Origin of the sequence: Ammoniphilus sp. CFH 90114, assembly GCF_004123195.1 — a bacterium.
Taxonomy (GTDB): domain Bacteria; phylum Bacillota; class Bacilli; order Aneurinibacillales; family RAOX-1; genus YIM-78166.
In genome coordinates, this window is the sequence record NZ_SDLI01000013.1 from 61,593 (window position 1) to 77,909 (window position 16,317).

At 45.3% G+C, this 16,317-nt stretch carries 18 protein-coding genes; 17 read left to right on the plus strand and 1 reads right to left on the minus strand.

Going from position 1 to position 16,317, the window contains the following annotated elements; translation table 11 throughout:
• Window positions 1-443 precede the first annotated feature (443 nt).
• From EIZ39_RS21965 to EIZ39_RS22030, 14 genes are all read left to right on the plus strand, one after another.
• Window positions 444-1,598 carry an ATP phosphoribosyltransferase regulatory subunit gene (locus EIZ39_RS21965; protein WP_129202925.1) on the plus strand — a complete coding sequence of 385 codons (1,155 nt, stop codon included), beginning with the start codon at window positions 444-446 and terminating at the stop codon, window positions 1,596-1,598.
• Window positions 1,591-2,226, plus strand: a complete 636-nt coding sequence (gene hisG, locus EIZ39_RS21970) for an ATP phosphoribosyltransferase (protein ID WP_129202927.1) — start codon at window positions 1,591-1,593, stop codon at window positions 2,224-2,226. Before EIZ39_RS21965 ends, hisG begins: the two co-directional genes overlap by 8 nt.
• The gene (hisD, locus tag EIZ39_RS21975; RefSeq protein ID WP_129202994.1) at window positions 2,226-3,500 is read left to right on the plus strand and encodes a histidinol dehydrogenase; all 1,275 of its coding nucleotides are present in this window, start codon (window positions 2,226-2,228) and stop codon (window positions 3,498-3,500) included. The genes hisG and hisD overlap by 1 nt, the downstream gene beginning before the upstream one ends.
• Before the next feature lie 9 nt (window positions 3,501-3,509).
• Window positions 3,510-4,094 carry an imidazoleglycerol-phosphate dehydratase HisB gene (gene hisB / locus EIZ39_RS21980; RefSeq protein WP_483296064.1) on the plus strand — a complete coding sequence of 195 codons (585 nt, stop codon included), beginning with the start codon at window positions 3,510-3,512 and terminating at the stop codon, window positions 4,092-4,094.
• A gap of 2 nt (window positions 4,095-4,096) precedes the next feature.
• Window positions 4,097-4,726, plus strand: a complete 630-nt coding sequence (hisH, locus tag EIZ39_RS21985) for an imidazole glycerol phosphate synthase subunit HisH (protein WP_129202932.1) — start codon at window positions 4,097-4,099, stop codon at window positions 4,724-4,726.
• Window positions 4,719-5,459 carry a 1-(5-phosphoribosyl)-5-[(5-phosphoribosylamino)methylideneamino]imidazole-4-carboxamide isomerase gene (hisA, locus tag EIZ39_RS21990; RefSeq protein ID WP_129202934.1) on the plus strand — a complete coding sequence of 247 codons (741 nt, stop codon included), beginning with the start codon at window positions 4,719-4,721 and terminating at the stop codon, window positions 5,457-5,459. Before hisH ends, hisA begins: the two co-directional genes overlap by 8 nt.
• 1 nt (window position 5,460) lies before the next feature.
• Window positions 5,461-6,222, plus strand: coding sequence for an imidazole glycerol phosphate synthase subunit HisF (gene hisF / locus EIZ39_RS21995; protein ID WP_129202936.1), 762 nt, complete (start codon window positions 5,461-5,463; stop codon window positions 6,220-6,222).
• A complete protein-coding gene (gene hisIE, locus EIZ39_RS22000) occupies window positions 6,219-6,842 on the plus strand; it encodes a bifunctional phosphoribosyl-AMP cyclohydrolase/phosphoribosyl-ATP diphosphatase HisIE (protein ID WP_129202938.1) in 624 nt (207 codons plus the stop codon). The genes hisF and hisIE overlap by 4 nt, the downstream gene beginning before the upstream one ends.
• Window positions 6,843-6,965: 123 nt before the next feature.
• Window positions 6,966-8,585: a tetratricopeptide repeat protein gene (locus EIZ39_RS22005; RefSeq protein WP_129202940.1), complete on the plus strand. Its 1,620-nt coding sequence runs from the start codon at window positions 6,966-6,968 to the stop codon at window positions 8,583-8,585.
• A gap of 108 nt (window positions 8,586-8,693) precedes the next feature.
• Window positions 8,694-9,653: a thioredoxin-disulfide reductase gene (gene trxB, locus EIZ39_RS22010; protein WP_129202942.1), complete on the plus strand. Its 960-nt coding sequence runs from the start codon at window positions 8,694-8,696 to the stop codon at window positions 9,651-9,653.
• Window positions 9,654-9,882: 229 nt separating this feature from the next.
• Window positions 9,883-10,755, plus strand: coding sequence for an RNase adapter RapZ (gene rapZ / locus EIZ39_RS22015; protein WP_129202944.1), 873 nt, complete (start codon window positions 9,883-9,885; stop codon window positions 10,753-10,755).
• 9 nt (window positions 10,756-10,764) lie between these two features.
• Window positions 10,765-11,742 carry a gluconeogenesis factor YvcK family protein gene (locus EIZ39_RS22020; protein ID WP_129202946.1) on the plus strand — a complete coding sequence of 326 codons (978 nt, stop codon included), beginning with the start codon at window positions 10,765-10,767 and terminating at the stop codon, window positions 11,740-11,742.
• A gap of 10 nt (window positions 11,743-11,752) precedes the next feature.
• Complete coding sequence (whiA, locus tag EIZ39_RS22025; RefSeq protein ID WP_129202948.1) at window positions 11,753-12,688, plus strand: DNA-binding protein WhiA; 936 nt, start codon at window positions 11,753-11,755, stop codon at window positions 12,686-12,688.
• A 62-nt stretch (window positions 12,689-12,750) separates the two neighbouring features.
• Window positions 12,751-13,011, plus strand: coding sequence for an HPr family phosphocarrier protein (locus EIZ39_RS22030; protein ID WP_129202950.1), 261 nt, complete (start codon window positions 12,751-12,753; stop codon window positions 13,009-13,011).
• 86 nt (window positions 13,012-13,097) lie between these two features.
• On the opposite strand, the gene clpP is transcribed toward EIZ39_RS22030, so the two are convergent.
• Window positions 13,098-13,688, minus strand: coding sequence for an ATP-dependent Clp endopeptidase proteolytic subunit ClpP (gene clpP, locus EIZ39_RS22035; RefSeq protein WP_129202952.1), 591 nt, complete (start codon window positions 13,686-13,688; stop codon window positions 13,098-13,100).
• 475 nt (window positions 13,689-14,163) lie between these two features.
• On the opposite strand from clpP, the gene EIZ39_RS22040 reads away from it, so the two are divergent.
• The 3 genes from EIZ39_RS22040 (at window position 14,164) to EIZ39_RS22050 (ending at window position 16,198) form a co-directional block, all read left to right on the plus strand.
• Window positions 14,164-14,376 carry a hypothetical protein gene (locus EIZ39_RS22040; protein ID WP_129202954.1) on the plus strand — a complete coding sequence of 71 codons (213 nt, stop codon included), beginning with the start codon at window positions 14,164-14,166 and terminating at the stop codon, window positions 14,374-14,376.
• Window positions 14,377-14,550: 174 nt separating this feature from the next.
• Window positions 14,551-15,933, plus strand: coding sequence for an RNA polymerase factor sigma-54 (rpoN, locus tag EIZ39_RS22045; RefSeq protein ID WP_129202956.1), 1,383 nt, complete (start codon window positions 14,551-14,553; stop codon window positions 15,931-15,933).
• Between the two features lie 4 nt (window positions 15,934-15,937).
• Window positions 15,938-16,198, plus strand: a complete 261-nt coding sequence (locus tag EIZ39_RS22050) for a glutaredoxin family protein (RefSeq protein ID WP_129202958.1) — start codon at window positions 15,938-15,940, stop codon at window positions 16,196-16,198.
• Window positions 16,199-16,317: the final 119 nt, after the last annotated feature.

The window sequence follows — 16,317 nt, forward strand, 5'->3', positions numbered from 1 at the left end:
GAGAGGACGTGCTGAGATGTAGATGTATAACCAGAGTATTTTCCGGTATTTTGAGATTCGGGTGAAAAAGGGCGGGAATAAGCGGATAAAGTTCCGTTATTAGCTTCAAACGCTTGATTTTGCTCGGGTTTTGGGGGTTTAGGCGGAAATTTTTCCGTTATATCATCTCAAAACCCCGGTTTTTCAAAAATAGCCGGAATTTCTCTGCTTAAGTTCCAAGCCTAAGTTGGTTGGAGCAGGAGATCCGGATCCCTCAGCCAACGCCCCCAACAAGCCTTCCCCCACACTCTTCCCGGTTTTCCTTTATCAGTAAATCATCTACATGCTATAATGTTAGGAAATGGTTGACGCTTTTCAATTGTCTATGATAGAATTCAAACAACAAATACGCTTTATCTTATTAGCAGACTAAAGCGAATCGGAAAAATTGAGGTGACTCCATCATGACCAAGCCGCTCGGTTTTGAGAAACCGTTAGGTATGCGAGACTATTTGCCGGAAATGCTTGCGAAGCAGCGTTTCGTAGAAGAAAAGTTGAATACATGCATGAAACGGTGGGGGTACCAGGAGATCCTGACTCCTACGTTAGAATATTATGATACGGTTGGGGATGCCAGTGCAACTCTCGACAGTAAGCTCTTTAAACTATTAGATCGTCAAGGACGCACCCTTGTCCTTCGTCCGGATGTAACAGCACCGATCGCACGCGTAGCTTCCTCTTTACTAAAGGACGAGCCACGTCCGCTGCGACTCATGTACAATACAAGTGTCTTCCGCGCCCAACAGAACGAAGCGGGCCGCAATGCGGAATTTATCCAGAGTGGAGTCGAGCTGATTGGTGACGCTACGGTAGAAGCGGATGCGGAAGTGATTGCCCTTGCGGTTGCCTCCCTACAAGCAGCGGGGCTAAGCCAATTCAAGATTGCCATTGGACATGTGAACTTCATGGAAGGCCTACTCGAAGAGACTGTTCCTGGGGTAGAGCAAAGGGAAAAGTTAAAAGAACGCCTGCATAACTCCGATTATGTCGGTTTTCGCCAAGACGTTGAAGCGCTCGATATCCCGGCAGACCAGAAGTCTCGCTTGCATGGGATTCTGAAGCTTCGCGGAGGAGTGGAGAAGCTAGCAGAAGCAGAAGCTCTTACGATTAACGGACGAGCTCGTAAAGCCGTTCGTAATCTTCAAGAGCTGTGGGTCGCTTTACAAGCTTATGAAGTAACGGATTATATCATTTTCGATCTGAACTTATTAAACAATATTAACTACTATACAGGTATTCTGTTTGAAGGATATGCAGCGGGACAGGGTTGGCCGGTGTGTGGAGGCGGACGATACGATCAATTGCTTTCTCGTTTTGGGGTGGACAATCCGTCTACAGGATTTGCGATCAAGATGGATCGACTTCTTCAGACGTCTGAGCTTCAGCCGCCAGAAGAGCAACGAAAGATCTATATCTTGTTTGACCAAGACAGTCGTACGGAAGCGATTCAGAAAGCGAATGAGCTTCGTCAGGACGCGATCGTCGTAACGGGAACCCAGCAGCCTACTACGAAGTTTGATGCTGTCCTTGACATGAGAGGAGGAAATGGGTATGTCTAGACTAACGGTGGCGATGCCTAAAGGGCGAATTTTTGAAGAAGCGGTAGAACTGCTTCGTAAAGCTGGCCTTTCTATTCCTCCAGAGTTTGAAGATTCGCGCAAGCTGATAATTCCGGTTGATGAGGTGAACATGGATTTCATCCTCGCCAAGCCAACGGATGTACCGACGTATGTTGAGTACGGGGTGGCTGATATTGGAGTCGTGGGTAAGGACGTTCTGCTTGAAGAGGACCGAGATGTGTATGAGCTTCTAGATTTACAAATTAGCCATTGTCGCCTCTCTGTAGCGGGACTTCCTGATTGGAAGCCGACAGAAGCGCCTCGTGTAGCGACGAAGTATCCGAAGGTCGCCTCACGTTACTTCCGAGAAAAGGGAGCTCAAGTCGAGGTCATTAAGTTGAATGGATCGATCGAGCTGGCACCGCTGATTGGACTTGCGGATCGTATCGTAGACATTGTTTCTACCGGTCGCACGTTGAAGGAGAACGGGCTAGTAGAGTTGGAAGAAATCATGCCGATCACCACACGCCTGATTGCCAACCGAGTGAGCTACCGAATGAAAAATGAAGAAATCGATTATATCGTAGATAAATTTGCATCCGTTATTCCGAGAGGGGAAGAATCATGATCAAGATCGTGGATGTGAACAACTTTTCAACGAAACGGGATGTGGAAACGGGAACGGATGAGCAGCGCCAAGCCGTGCTTCAGATCCTAGCTGCTGTAAAGAAGGAAGGCGATACGGCTGTTCGCCGCTTTACAGAGATGTTCGATAAGGTTCACTTAGAAGAATGGAAAGTAACGAATGAAGAAATCGAAGCAGCTCTGGAGGAAACATCAACTGAGATTGTGGAAGCCTTAAGAGAAGCTGCAGATAATATTCGAATTTTTCACGAAAAACAAGCGCGTCAGTCCTGGATGCAGACTTCTCCAACTGGAACTTTGCTGGGACAGATTATCCGACCGCTTAAGCGTGTGGGAATTTACGTACCAGGAGGCAGAGCGGCCTATCCATCCTCCGTACTCATGAACGCGATGCCGGCGAAGGTGGCTGGAGTGGCAGAAATCGTGATGGTGACTCCACCCGATCAACAGGGAAAGATTGATCCAGGCGTGTTAGCTGCCGCAAAAGTGGCTGGCGTGACCGAAATTTATAAAGTAGGCGGTGCTCAAGCGGTAGCCGCTTTGACCTATGGAACAGATACGATCAAACCTGTCGATAAAATTGTGGGTCCGGGAAATATCTATGTGGCTCTAGCAAAAAGAGAAGTGTTTGGATTGGTGGATATCGATATGGTGGCGGGACCGAGCGAAATCGTCGTATTAGCTGACGAGAAAGCCAACCCTACTTATATCGCGGCTGATCTTCTCTCTCAAGCGGAGCATGATCCAATGGCTTCCGCCGTGCTGGTTACGACAAGTGAAACACTAGCCAAGCAAGTGCAAGAAGAGATTGAAAGTCAAGTAGCTGAGCTCCTGCGTCGGGAAATTGCCGAAGCCTCGATCCGTGATTACGGAGCGATTTGTGTCGTAAGAGATCTAGAGCAAGGGATCGAAATCGTCAACCAACTAGCACCAGAGCACTTAGAACTGATGATTGAAGAACCTTTTAACTATGTTGGACAAATTGAAAACGCAGGCGCCATCTTCTTAGGGGAATACAGTTCTGAGCCTGTTGGTGATTATTTTGCGGGTCCGAATCATGTTTTGCCGACGAATGGGACAGCGAGATTCTCATCCCCACTTAATGTAGATGATTTTATTAAGAAATCGAGCCTCATTTCCTATAGCAAAACTGACCTACTCAAGAACGGCCAAAAGATTATGGCATTGGCTGAATCCGAAGGATTAACCGCTCATGCTAGAGCGATTGAATTCCGTTTGAAAAAAGAAAGGGGTTAACAAGTCATCATGCGCAGCAGTCAAATCCACCGTAAGACAAACGAAACGGACATTGAACTAAGTTTTGAAATAGACGGAGAAGGAAAAGCCGAAATTGATACGGGTGTCCCTTTTCTTAACCATATGCTAGATTTGTTTACGAAGCATGGCCAATTCAATTTGACGGTCAAGGCCGTTGGAGATATTGATATCGACTACCATCACACGGTGGAGGATATTGCGATTTGCCTTGGACAAGTGCTGAGGGAAGCTCTTGGAGATAAAAAGGGAATTAAGCGCTATGGGAACTCTTTTGTACCGATGGACGAAACGCTTGCTCAAGTGGTCATTGACCTAAGCAACCGACCTCATCTAGAATACCGTGCTCAATACCCAAGCCCACAAGTAGGACAATTCCCGACAGAGTTGGTTCATGAGTTCATGTGGAAGCTTGCTTTAGAAGCGAGAATGAACTTGCATATCATCCTGCACTATGGCATGAATACGCATCATATGATTGAAGCGATTTTCAAGGCTCTTGCCCGTGCATTGGATGAAGCCACCTCCATTGATCCGCGAGTCAAAGGGGTTCCGTCAACAAAGGGGATGTTATAAACATGATTGCGATCATTGATTATGGAATGGGGAACTTGCATAGCGTGAGTAAGGCTTTAGAGCGCTTGGGCTATGAATACGAAATCGTTGAAACACCAGACCAGCTTCTAAAAGCAGATGGCGCAATTCTTCCAGGCGTGGGTGCTTTTGGAGATGCGATGCGCAACCTAAGGGACCAAGGCTTCGTAGAAGCCATCCGTGAATTTGCGGATTCGGGTAAGCCGCTTTTTGGGATCTGTCTTGGGATGCAGCTGCTTTTTAGCCAAAGTGAAGAGCATGGCCAGCATGAAGGATTATCCATCTTCAAGGGGGCGGTTCGTCGTTTTCAAGGAGACTATAAGATCCCTCATATGGGCTGGAATCGATTGAAGTTCTTGCAACCTGAAAGCCCGTTGCTTCAGGGAGTTGAGGAAGGGTATGCCTACTTTGTCCACTCCTATTTCCTTCAACCGGAAACAACGGAGAGGGAGACTCTTATTGCGACAGCGGACTACTTCCAGGAAGTACCGGCCATTATTGGACGAGGAAATGTTTTTGCGACCCAATTTCACCCGGAGAAAAGCGGAGATGTGGGTATGAAATTATTAGACAACTTTGCGAAGCTAGTGAAGGAGGGCGTGAAGCATGGCTGAGTTTTTAATTTATCCAGCGATTGATATTCGTGGAGGAAAATGTGTTCGTCTGGTACAAGGAGATTACAACCAAGAAACGGTCTACGGCGATTCTCCTGTAGAGATGGCTAAAAAGTGGGAAGAGCAAGGCGCTTCTTGGGTACACTTGGTTGACTTGGATGGAGCAAAGGCAGGAGCTCCTGTTAATGATGAGATTATCCTTGAGATTGCGAAGTCCCTTCAAGTTCCTGTGCAAGTGGGTGGGGGCATTCGTGAGATCGAGCAAGTGGAGAGATACCTGGAGGGAGGCGTAAGTCGAGTCATCCTCGGAACCTCTGCGATCCAGAATCGTCCTTTTGTTGAAGAGGCGCTTGCGCGATACGGAGGGAAGCGGATTGCTATCGGGATTGATGCTCGTAATGGATATGTTGCTACCCATGGTTGGTTAGAAACTTCCGAAGTAAAAGCGGAAGAACTTGCCCAGGAGCTGGCGAAAAAAGGAGCCGAAGTTTTCATTTATACGGACATTGCTCGCGATGGAACGCTCCAGGGACCAAACATTGCGGAGATTGTTGGGCTTGCGCGTGCGGCTGAGGTGCAAGTGATTGCTTCCGGAGGCGTCAGCGTGATGAAGGACTTGCACAACCTTGCACAGTATGCACAGGATGGGGTTTGCGGCGCGATTGTCGGAAAGGCTCTTTATACAGATCGGGTGAACTTAACGGATGCGGTAAAGGAAGTAGAGGTGAAATAATTTGCTTACGAAACGAATCATCCCGTGCCTAGATGTGAAGGATGGGCGCGTGGTCAAAGGGGTCAGCTTCGTGAACCTTAGGGATGCTGGTGACCCGGTGGAGTTGGCTGAGCTTTATAGTCAAGAGGGAGCCGATGAGCTTGTCTTTTTAGATATCTCGGCCTCTCATGAAGGCCGCCAAACGATGGTGGAAGTCATTCGGGAAACGGCTGGAAAGGTCACCATTCCTTTTACGGTCGGAGGCGGAATTAATAGTGTCGACGATATGCGCCGCGTTCTTCGAGCGGGTGCGGATAAAGTGTCGATGAATACATCGGCCGTCCTGCGTCCAGAGCTGATCCGTGAAGGAGCCGAGGTGTTCGGCTCACAGTGCATCGTGGTAGCGATTGATGCGAAGCGCAAAGCGGACGGTCAAGGCTGGGAGGTTTTTACTCATGGCGGCCGCAAGGAAACAGGAAGAGATGCTGTAGAATGGGCTCGAGAGGCGGAACAGCTCGGTGCTGGAGAAATCCTTCTTACGAGTATGAACACGGACGGACATAAGGATGGATTTGATATTGAACTGACGAGAGCGATCTCGGAGGCGGTGGGCATTCCGGTTATTGCTTCTGGAGGTGCCGGCAATCCGGAGCACTTCCTCGAAGCGTTCACAGAAGGAAAAGCAGACGCGGGATTAGCCGCATCGATTTTCCACTACAAGGAAGTATCCATCGGAGAAGTCAAAGCGCATCTGCAGGAAAAAGGAGTGGAAGTTCGTCTATGATCGCTTGGGAGAATATTAAATTTGATGAAAAAGGACTTGTTCCAGCTATTGTCCAGGATGCTGCGAGCAAGGAAGTGCTCATGATGGCTTACATGAGCCGGGAATCTTTGCAACAGACCCTGGATAAGGGGGAAACGGTCTTCTGGAGCCGCTCTCGTGAGGAGCTTTGGCATAAAGGGGCTACCTCTGGAAACACACAGAAGGTCGTCAGTATATCGCTTGACTGCGACGGCGATACGCTGCTCATTAAAGTCCAGCCAGCAGGACCTGCTTGCCATCGGGATACGTATACCTGCTTTGATACAATCTACGGACAAGATACCTCAATGGAAAATCGATTTGCCATTCTATCTGATCTCGAGAGTTTGATCGCGAAGCGAGATGCCGAGAGACCAGAAGGGGCATACACGACCTATTTATTCGAAAAAGGTGTAGATAAGATCCTCAAAAAGGTAGGGGAAGAAGCCAGTGAAGTGATTATCGCAGCAAAAAATCGTGACCCAGAAGAACTGCGTTACGAGGCCAGCGATCTTCTTTATCACCTGCTTGTCCTCTTAAGAGAGCAACGTTTGCCTCTTGATGAGGTCCTTCAGGAATTATCTCGTCGTCATAAAAAATAACCAACTTCTAAGAGTTTTGGTCGCCATGTAAGCGGCCAAAACTTTTTTTCTTATTTTCCCATTCCTCCTTACCCTGATGAGATGTGGTATACTGGTAGCATAACGATGGAGTGAGGAGTCTGTATGCCTTTAAAGCCTAAGAATGTTATTCCGATGACGATTACTGCTGACTTTTATATAGAGCGTGCCAATAAGTCGCTGGATCGATATAACTATGCTAAAGCTCTCTACTATTATAAGAAAGCCGTGGAGATGGAGCCTCATAATGCTCTCCTATTCTGTAATATGGCAGGAGTGCTTGGCCATTTAGGCAAGTACCAGGAATCGAATGAAGTTCTTCAACATGTTCTTCAGAAGATGGATGAGAATGCGGTGGAATGTCACTATTACCTTGCTTGCAATTATGTATATCTAGATCTGCTAGAGAAGGCAGAGGAACATGCCTTAATCTACTTGCGAAAGGATCCTACAGGACGATATGTTCAGGACGCAGAGGAGTTGCTTGAGTATCTGGGTGAGGAGTTAGAGCATCCACAGCCCCTGCCTGATGAGGTGGATCCGTCTCTTCAAGATGAGAAAACCTCTCTACATGAGAAGGCCCGTATTTTGATGGAAGAAGGAAGCTTTCAGCAAGCTGAGAAGCTCCTAATTAAGCTCACCTCAGAGTATCCGGATTTTCTGGCGGCAAGCAATAATCTTTCCCTTTGCTACTACTATAAAGGGGAATTCGAGAAGGCTCGAGATACGATACACCTGGTACTTGAACAAGAACCACATAATATTCATGCGCTGTGCAATTTAGCGATTCTTTATTATCAGCAGCAGGAGCATGAGTCATTAGGAAAGTTATTAAGTAATTTGAAGAAGCTGATTCCTCTTCAATATGATCAGGCTTATAAGCTGGGTATCACTCTAGGGGTTATGGGAGAACATCAGACGGCATACCAGCTGTTTAGGAAAATGGCCGGCTATGCGGGTCAGCTTGATTTTCACCTTTTCCATTACTGCGCCGTTTCGGCCTATAACACAGGTCACCTGAAGGAAGCAGAGAAGTACTGGAAGATGGTACAGCTGGAAGACCCAGGCTCCCCTATTGCTCCCTATTATCTTGAGCGATTGAAGAAGGGAGAGAAACTTCCGAAGGATATCCCTTACTATTATCATCTTCCTACCTATGCGAAGAAGAAAAAGAAGACCAATACTCATGTCCCTGAACCTTCCTTGCAGGAAGAGGTGGAGAATGATCCTTTTATCCGTTCCTCCTTTTTATGGGCTTTACGCCATGGCGATCGAGAAACCAAGTTGCAAGTCTTGCAAGCTTTCGAATGGCTGGGAGATCAGGAAGTAATTGAAGCCTTGCTTGAGTTCGTGCAGCAGGCGGACCAGGACGAGGAATTGAAGAGGATTGCTCAATTTGTCTTGAAGACACTCGGATATTCTTCCGAAACGAAGGTCCCTTGGAAGAAGACTTGGCACCGAGTGTTGGAGTCTTTGAGAACAGAACTAGATGAACAACAGCAACACAAAGCAGGCGAACTTTGGTCTCAATATATCCATATGGCGTACCCAGATATTCCTGTCATTCGTAAGCCTGAGGCTTGGGCAGCGGCCTTGGAGTGGATGGTTGCAGGTGGAAGCTTGGAAGAGGTGGCTTCCTATTATGAGGCAGCGCCAAAAACAGTCAAGAAGCACATAGAAACAATGGAAAAGGAATTATCCAAAGGAAGGAACCTAAGTACATAGGGTTCCTTTTCCTATGTCAGCTACATAATCTTATTTGTAATAATTTTAAATATGTAGTATACTTACTATATAAATAATTTTTCCAGATAGGAAAGAGAGGGAATCGGTATGTCAGAACAAAAAATTTATGATGTAATTATTGCGGGTGCAGGTCCAGCTGGGATGACGGCGGCGGTTTATACGTCAAGAGCCAATATGTCTACTTTAATGTTAGAGAGAGGGATTCCTGGCGGGCAGATGGCGAATACAGAAGAGATTGAGAACTACCCAGGGTATGATCATATTCTTGGGCCTGACCTTTCCACGAAGATGTTTGAGCATGCGAAGAAATTCGGTGCTGAATATGCATACGGGGACATTACGGTCGTTGAAGACGGATTCCCTTATAAGAAGGTTCGTGCAGGCAATAAGGAGTACTTGGCGAAATCGATTATCGTAGCGACCGGCGCGGAGCACCGTGAGTTGGGAGTTCCGGGTGAAAAGGAATTCGCTGGTCGCGGAGTTTCCTATTGTGCGGTTTGTGATGGGGCTTTCTTCCGAGGCAAGGAATTGGTTGTCGTTGGGGGAGGGGATTCTGCGGTGGAAGAAGCGGTATTCTTAACTCGCTTTGCTACGAAGGTGACGATTATTCATCGTAGAGATCAATTCCGTGCTCAGAAGATTCTTCAAAAGCGTGCCTTTGAAAATCCAAAGATTGAAGTGATTTGGAATACTCATGTAAAGGAAGTTAAAGGGGAGAACGTGGTGAAGAGCGTTCTTTTGGAAGATGCCAATACAGGGGAACAAAGAGAGTTTAAATGTGATGGGGTCTTCATCTATGTAGGAATGGATCCATTGTCTAAAGAGGTTCAAGGTCTTGGGATCACGAATGAATCGGGCTACGTCCTGACGGATGAAAAGATGAAAACAAGCGTACCAGGGATCTTCGCTGCTGGGGATGTCCGGGAAAAGATGCTTCGTCAAGTGGTCACCGCGACAGGAGATGGAGGCGTGGCTGCCTTAAGTGCTCAACACTTCGTAGAAAACTTGGAAGAACAGTTGAAAGAAGAGCAGGCACAGCAGTCTTAACTAAAGTTTAATACTTTTGTAACACTCCTGAAACATGAATCGCATATAATAAAATTATCAAATTGACCCCCTTATAATATATTCAGACGGCGTGATTCTTGGAATCACGCTACTTTTTTGTCTTTTTGGTGTTGGGATAAACTTTCCTAGGCACTAATTCGCACTTTAGTGTAAAATAAATTGTTGATCAACCGGTTTGGTGGTATTCTAGGGAGAAGGGGTGAGATCTATGTCCGAGAAGCAAATTAATTTATTGATTATTACGGGAATGTCCGGAGCGGGGAAAACAGTCGCTGTCCAAAGCTTGGAGGACTTAGGCTTTTTTTGCGTCGATAATCTACCACCCTTGCTCATTCCGAAGTTTGCTGAGCTTATTGAACAATCGGGCGGTCGGATAAAGAAAGTTGCCCTTGTTATAGATCTGAGAGGGCGAGAGTTTTTTGACACATTATCGGATGCCCTAATTAGGCTTGATGAGATGGAACATATTCATTACCAGATACTGTTCCTTGATTCATCTGATCAAGTACTGGTACAACGATACAAGGAAACGCGCCGACGCCATCCTTTAGCACCTGAGGGGCTCCCTATGGAAGGGATCTTTGCAGAGCGAAGAATGTTAGAGGAGATTAAGGGTCGTGCCAACCTCATCTTGGATTCCAGTCAATTGAAGCCGGTTCAATTGAAAGAGAAGATCTCCAACTACTTTTCTACAATGCAGTCCCAGATGACGGTCAATATTACTTCTTTTGGATTTAAGTATGGGATTCCTATCGATGCGGATTTAGTCTTTGATGTTCGCTTCTTACCGAACCCACATTATATTGAGGAACTGCGTCCGAAAACAGGATTGGATCAAGAGGTATCCGGCTATGTTTTCCAATGGGATGAGTCTGTTGATTTTGTAAAGCGCTTGATCGACTTTATTGGGTATACGCTTCCTCATTATCAGAAGGAAGGTAAGGCACAGCTCGTGATTGGTATTGGTTGCACCGGAGGAAAACATCGCTCGGTATCCATTGCGGAGTATTTGGGACAGAAATTTAAGGATGAATATTTGACTCGTGTGAGCCATCGAGATATTGATCGTGACCGGAAGTGAGGTGAAGGCATGGAGGAATGGCGAGCGGAAGAAGAGATGCCCCAGCGCAAGGTCGTCGTGATTGGTGGCGGAACTGGACTATCGGTTCTACTCAGAGGCTTAAAGGAAAAGCCGTTCGATTTAAGTGCGATTGTTACCGTTGCTGATGATGGAGGTAGCTCGGGTCGTCTTCGTGAAGAAATGTCCATGCCCCCCCCAGGGGACATTCGTAATGTTATCGTTGCCTTAGCCGATACAGAGCCTTTGTTGGCCAACCTATTCCAGTACCGCTTCGTTAGTGGAGGGGGGTTAGCTGGGCATAGCTTAGGAAATTTGTTTATTGCAGCGATGAAGGAGATTACGGGTGATTTTGTAACAGCCGTGAAGGAAATCAGTCGGGTTCTAGCGGTTCGTGGGCAAGTTTTGCCCTCTGCTAATCAAGCCATCGTTCTAAAGGCAGAGATGGAAGACGGTACCATTGTGTCTGGAGAATCCCAAATCCCGAAAATGGGGAAAAAAATTAGGCGAGTATTTTTAGAACCGAAGGATGTACAGCCATTAGATGACGCGATTCAAGCGATTCAGGAAGCTGATCTGATCCTGCTCGGGCCAGGTAGCTTATATACGAGCATCCTACCTAATTTGTTGGTTCCCGGAATATCGAAAGCGATAAAAGAGTCCAAAGCGAGGAAAGCTTATATTTGCAATGTGATGACTCAGCCTGGAGAAACGGACTTTTATACCGCTTCTGATCATGCCAATGCCTTATATAATCACGTGGGAGCGGATTTATTCGATACCATATTAGTAAACAATGCAGCAATTCCCGAGGCTATCCTAGAGAGATACCGGGAAAAGGGAGCGACGCCTGTTCAGTACGATCGGGAGCGCTTACTCAAATTTGGATTTCAGATCATCGAAGATAACTTCGTGATGTATGAGACCTACTTGCGCCATGATGCACATAAGTTGGCCGAAATCATAGCCACGCTCATGGAGCAGAAGTGAGGTGGATGGATTGTCTTTTGCAGCTTTAACCAAGAAAGAGTTAACGCAGCTAGAAGCTCAGGCTTGCTGTGCCAAAGCCGAACTAGCGGCATTAATTCGAATGAATGGAAGTATTCAATTCGGAAACAATCGATTTATTTTGGATGTAGTGACAGAAAACGCGGCGATTGCTCGAAGGATCTACCTTTTAGTAAAAGAACACTTCAGTGCCCATGCAGAATTGCTTGTCCAGAAGAAGATGCGTTTAAAGAAGAATAATGTTTATATTGTAAGACTTCCTCAACACGCAAGACAAATTCTTGAATCATTGCAGATATATAGTATGGGAACTTTTTCTCAAGGTATTCCTAAGGAAACCGTGAAGAAATCTTGCTGTAAGCGAGCTTATTTGCGAGGAGCTTTTTTAGCGGGGGGTTCGGTCAATCACCCTGAATCCAACAGTTACCACTTAGAAATTTTTTCGCTGTATCAAGAGCACTGCAAGGACTTAAGCAGTCTTGCTAACAAGTTCCAGATGAATTCTCGCTGCATTGAGAGAAAAAAGGGTTATGTTATGTATATTAAGGAAGTAGAGAAGATTACGGAATTCCTGAGTCTCATCGGAGCCCATCAGGCTTTGCTCTACTTCGAAGATATCCGTATTGTAAAAGATATGCGAAATTCCGTAAACCGATTGGTGAATTGTGAAACCGCCAATCTGAACAAGACGGTCAGTGCTGCGATTAAACAGATTGAGAACATCAAGCTCATCGAGCGGGACCTAGGGTTAGATCAGCTTCCAGATAAGTTGCGGGAAGTAGCTGAATTGCGACTGAAGTACCCTGATCTTAATCTTGCTGAATTAGGGGAGATGCTCCCCAGTGGAAAAGTGAGTAAATCCGGCATTAATCATCGTTTACGAAAACTTAACGAAATGGCAGAAAAACTTCAGCGTAAAGAAAGCTAACATTTATGATATAATGGTTGTATTACTAAAAAGTTCGAGGCAAGATAAGGGGGGCAATCGAGTTGGTTCGTCAACAAGCTACTGTAAATTTAAAGACGGGATTGCAAGCTCGTCCAGCTGCTTTCTTTGTACAGGAAGCGAATCGTTATTCTGCAGAGATTTTTGTTGAAAAAGACAACAAGAAGGTCAATGCAAAGAGCATCATGGGGATTATGAGTTTAGCTGTAAGCAACGGCACTGAAATTACGATTTCCGCAGAAGGTTCAGACGCTGAGGAAGCGGTTTCAAACTTGAAGGTTCTCGTTGAAAAAGCAGAAGCATAGAGTAGTGGTCCGCTTATCTGATCATAGGGTAGGCGGATTTTTTAATTTTGTAACAAAAACATAAAAAAGGGCCCGCAGGGACCCTCTTATTTCTTCTGATCAATTCTTTGGATAACGTCATCGATAAGTCCGTATTCCTTTGCTTCGACGGCACTCATGAAATTATCTCGATCGGTGTCACGTTCTAGTCTTTCTTTAGGTTGGCCTGTTCTCTCAGCCATAATCGAGTTAAGATGATCACGCATACGTAGAATACGCTTCGCACTAATCTCAATGTCGCTGGCTTGTCCTTGAGCACCACCTAGAGGTTGGTGAATCATAACTTCACTGTTAGGGAGGGCAAAACGCTTACCCTGCGCACCAGCACATAATAGGAACGCACCCATGCTGGCTGCCATGCCGATGCAGATGGTAGATACATCTGGCTTAATGAACTGCATGGTATCATAAATAGCCATACCAGCAGTAATGGAACCACCAGGGCTGTTTATGTAAATACTAATATCCTTCTCTGGATCTTCGGCCGCTAGAAATAGCAACTGAGCGACAACGCTGTTTGCAATTTGGTCGTTAATAGGTGTTCCCAAAAAAATGATCCGGTCCTTCAGCAAACGGGAGTAGATATCATAAGCTCTTTCCCCGCGATTGGTTTGTTCTATGACGGTAGGGACTAACATGGGATTTCCTCCTCTCAACTGGATAAATCTGCTTTACTCTTTCATAGTACATCAAACCTAAAGAAAGGTCAATAATGGTCAAAAACGATTTATGTGCCTCATTCTATCTTCGACCGTTTTGACTCCCTTTTATACCTTGAAGGCCTTGTGTGTGATAAAAAAAAATCCACCGATTATTCGGTGGTTCAATAAAGATAGGAGTGGAGAGAAACCTGAACAATGGTATCAGGGTTAAATTTAGTATACCGAATTAGGTAAGCGTTTTCAATTAAAAAAATTCAACAAATTTCTCGTATTTTTGACATAACGAATCTTATTGCACTTGGCGTCAGCCAGGTTTTCTAGCCCCGTCAGGATCATAACTATGTATATCATCTGGACAGGACGAGGAAAACTTGTTTCCGCTTTTTTTCACTTGGCGTAAGCCAAGTTTTCTAGTAGTCTAGTAGAAAAGAGAAGAAGGGGGAGTAACGTGATGAGGGATGGGATTCATCGGTTTAGCTGTCCTAAGTGCTATATCACTTCTACGTCCGGGTCTTGGGATACTTCCACCGCGAGTCGGTATAAAGTTGGAGTAAGAGAGATTGAGTCAATTGTAAAAGGGTTTGGGGACTATTTTTCACAATATGTCTGTCCAAACTGTTCAAGTACGGTGTCAGGGGACCAATTAGTTCCAAGGGAGTATTAATTATTGGCAAATAAACAAGCCCGCTTACGTAGCATGTAAGGGGGATTTCTTTTTTGAAGCCTGCAGTACCTTAAAAAATACCAATGAAATAAGCAGGGATTTAGCTTATCATAACGAATATATAGTTCTAAATAAAAGTAACGGATATAACACACAGACTAAGGGGTGATAACGATGCAGATGGGGTACGGGCTCTATCAAGAGCAATCAATGAAATTAGTGATGACGCCAGAACTGCGTCAGGCGATCACGATTCTTCAATTTTCCGCATTAGATTTACTGGATTACATTAATCAACAACTTAGCGAGAATCCAGTTATTGAACCATTAGATATGGAAATAAACAGGCAGACAGAGACCAAGAATACCAACGATGGAACAGGAGATGTGGACTGGTCGGAATACATTCGTGCATCGTCCCAGGGGGACTATGTGGGGAGCAATGTACGTTCGCATGAAAACGAATACAATCCATTGGATTGGGTCGTTCGCAATGATCACTCTTTAGAGAGGCATCTATCTGAACAGCTATCTTATATTAAGGAATTACCGGAGATAATTAGAGAAGTTTCTAAATATATCATTGGCAACTTAGATGAGAAGGGGTATCTAGAGCTAGCTCTCGAACAGGTTGCTCAAACGTTAAATGTAGATCTCGAAGAAGTCGAGCAAGCACTCTGGATTGTACAGAGTTTAGAGCCCAGAGGCGTTGGGGCGAGAGATCTCAAAGAATGTCTCATTATTCAACTAGAGTATGCAGGGGAAAAGGATTCTCTTGCTTTTGCAATCGTGGAGAAATATCTAACAGACTTGGCGGATGGACGAATTAGTAAGATTGCTGGGGACTTACAGGTTACGCCCCAAGATATTCAGGTCGCAGCTGACTTCATTCGCTCGCTCAACCCTAGACCTGGTTCGGATTATTATCGTGATGAGCCCCGATATATTATTCCAGATGTAACAGTCGAGAAAGTAGAAGATGAATACATTATCCTTGTGAACGATTCAACCTCTCCACGCTTAAGCATCAGCAGTCACTACGAGAGATTGTTGAAGCAAGATGAGAACGCCAAGAAATATATCCATGATAAGATGAACTCAGCCCTCTGGCTCATTAAGAGTATTGAACAACGTAGGATGACCATTTATAAAGTAACAGAAGCGATTGTGAAAGAGCAGAGAGAGTTTTTCGAAAAGGGGATTGCTTATCTAAAGCCGATGAATTTAAAAGAAATTGCCGATATTGTTGACCTTCATGAATCAACGATTAGTCGTGCAACGAATAATAAGTATGTACAAACTCCGAGAGGAGTCTTTGAACTGAAGTATTTCTTCTCCTCTGGACTCACCACGGCGAGTGGGGATGCCACCTCTTCGGAAAGTGTAAAAGCGAAGCTCAAACAATTCATCGATCAGGAAGACCGCAAGAAGCCTCTGTCTGATCAGAAGCTTTGTGAATTGCTTAATGAAACTGGTATTGAGATATCCCGTAGGACGGTAGCCAAGTACAGAGAAGAATTAGGCATTCTATCGTCAGCTAAAAGAAAGAGGTATTAAAGAAATGTCGCCTTTTCAAATTACGATCTTTACCCGGGACGGCTGCTGTCTCTGTGACGATGTGAAGGAACGCGTGCAACGGGTAGCTGAAGATTATCCGATTGAGTTGCAGATGTTTGACATAACTACGGATGAAGAAATTTATGAATTGTATAAATGGACGATACCCGTTGTTCATATTAACGGTGAAGAGGTTTTCGTATCTAAGATGGCGGAACTTTGGCTGCGAAGAGAGCTGGATTTGAGAATGGAAAAAGAAAAATAATAGCGATCCCAAGATAAGAAGAATCCTTCTTTTCTTGGGATTTTTTTCTTGTTATGGAGTTGACAATTGGAAAATGTCGTGCGAAAATAAGGATGAGTGGGACGTAATTATATACATGT

Coding starts and splice junctions, on each gene's coding strand:
- rpoN (WP_129202956.1), top strand. CDS start 14,551: ATGCAGATGGGGTACGGGCTCTATCAAGAGCAATCAATGAAATTAGTG.
- rapZ (WP_129202944.1), top strand. CDS start 9,883: ATGTCCGAGAAGCAAATTAATTTATTGATTATTACGGGAATGTCCGGA.
- EIZ39_RS21965 (WP_129202925.1), top strand. CDS start 444: ATGACCAAGCCGCTCGGTTTTGAGAAACCGTTAGGTATGCGAGACTAT.
- hisB (WP_483296064.1), top strand. CDS start 3,510: ATGCGCAGCAGTCAAATCCACCGTAAGACAAACGAAACGGACATTGAA.
- trxB (WP_129202942.1), top strand. CDS start 8,694: ATGTCAGAACAAAAAATTTATGATGTAATTATTGCGGGTGCAGGTCCA.
- hisG (WP_129202927.1), top strand. CDS start 1,591: ATGTCTAGACTAACGGTGGCGATGCCTAAAGGGCGAATTTTTGAAGAA.
- EIZ39_RS22005 (WP_129202940.1), top strand. CDS start 6,966: ATGCCTTTAAAGCCTAAGAATGTTATTCCGATGACGATTACTGCTGAC.
- clpP (WP_129202952.1), bottom strand. CDS start 13,688: ATGTTAGTCCCTACCGTCATAGAACAAACCAATCGCGGGGAAAGAGCT.
- EIZ39_RS22020 (WP_129202946.1), top strand. CDS start 10,765: ATGGAGGAATGGCGAGCGGAAGAAGAGATGCCCCAGCGCAAGGTCGTC.
- hisH (WP_129202932.1), top strand. CDS start 4,097: ATGATTGCGATCATTGATTATGGAATGGGGAACTTGCATAGCGTGAGT.
- hisA (WP_129202934.1), top strand. CDS start 4,719: ATGGCTGAGTTTTTAATTTATCCAGCGATTGATATTCGTGGAGGAAAA.
- EIZ39_RS22040 (WP_129202954.1), top strand. CDS start 14,164: ATGAGGGATGGGATTCATCGGTTTAGCTGTCCTAAGTGCTATATCACT.
- EIZ39_RS22050 (WP_129202958.1), top strand. CDS start 15,938: ATGTCGCCTTTTCAAATTACGATCTTTACCCGGGACGGCTGCTGTCTC.
- hisIE (WP_129202938.1), top strand. CDS start 6,219: ATGATCGCTTGGGAGAATATTAAATTTGATGAAAAAGGACTTGTTCCA.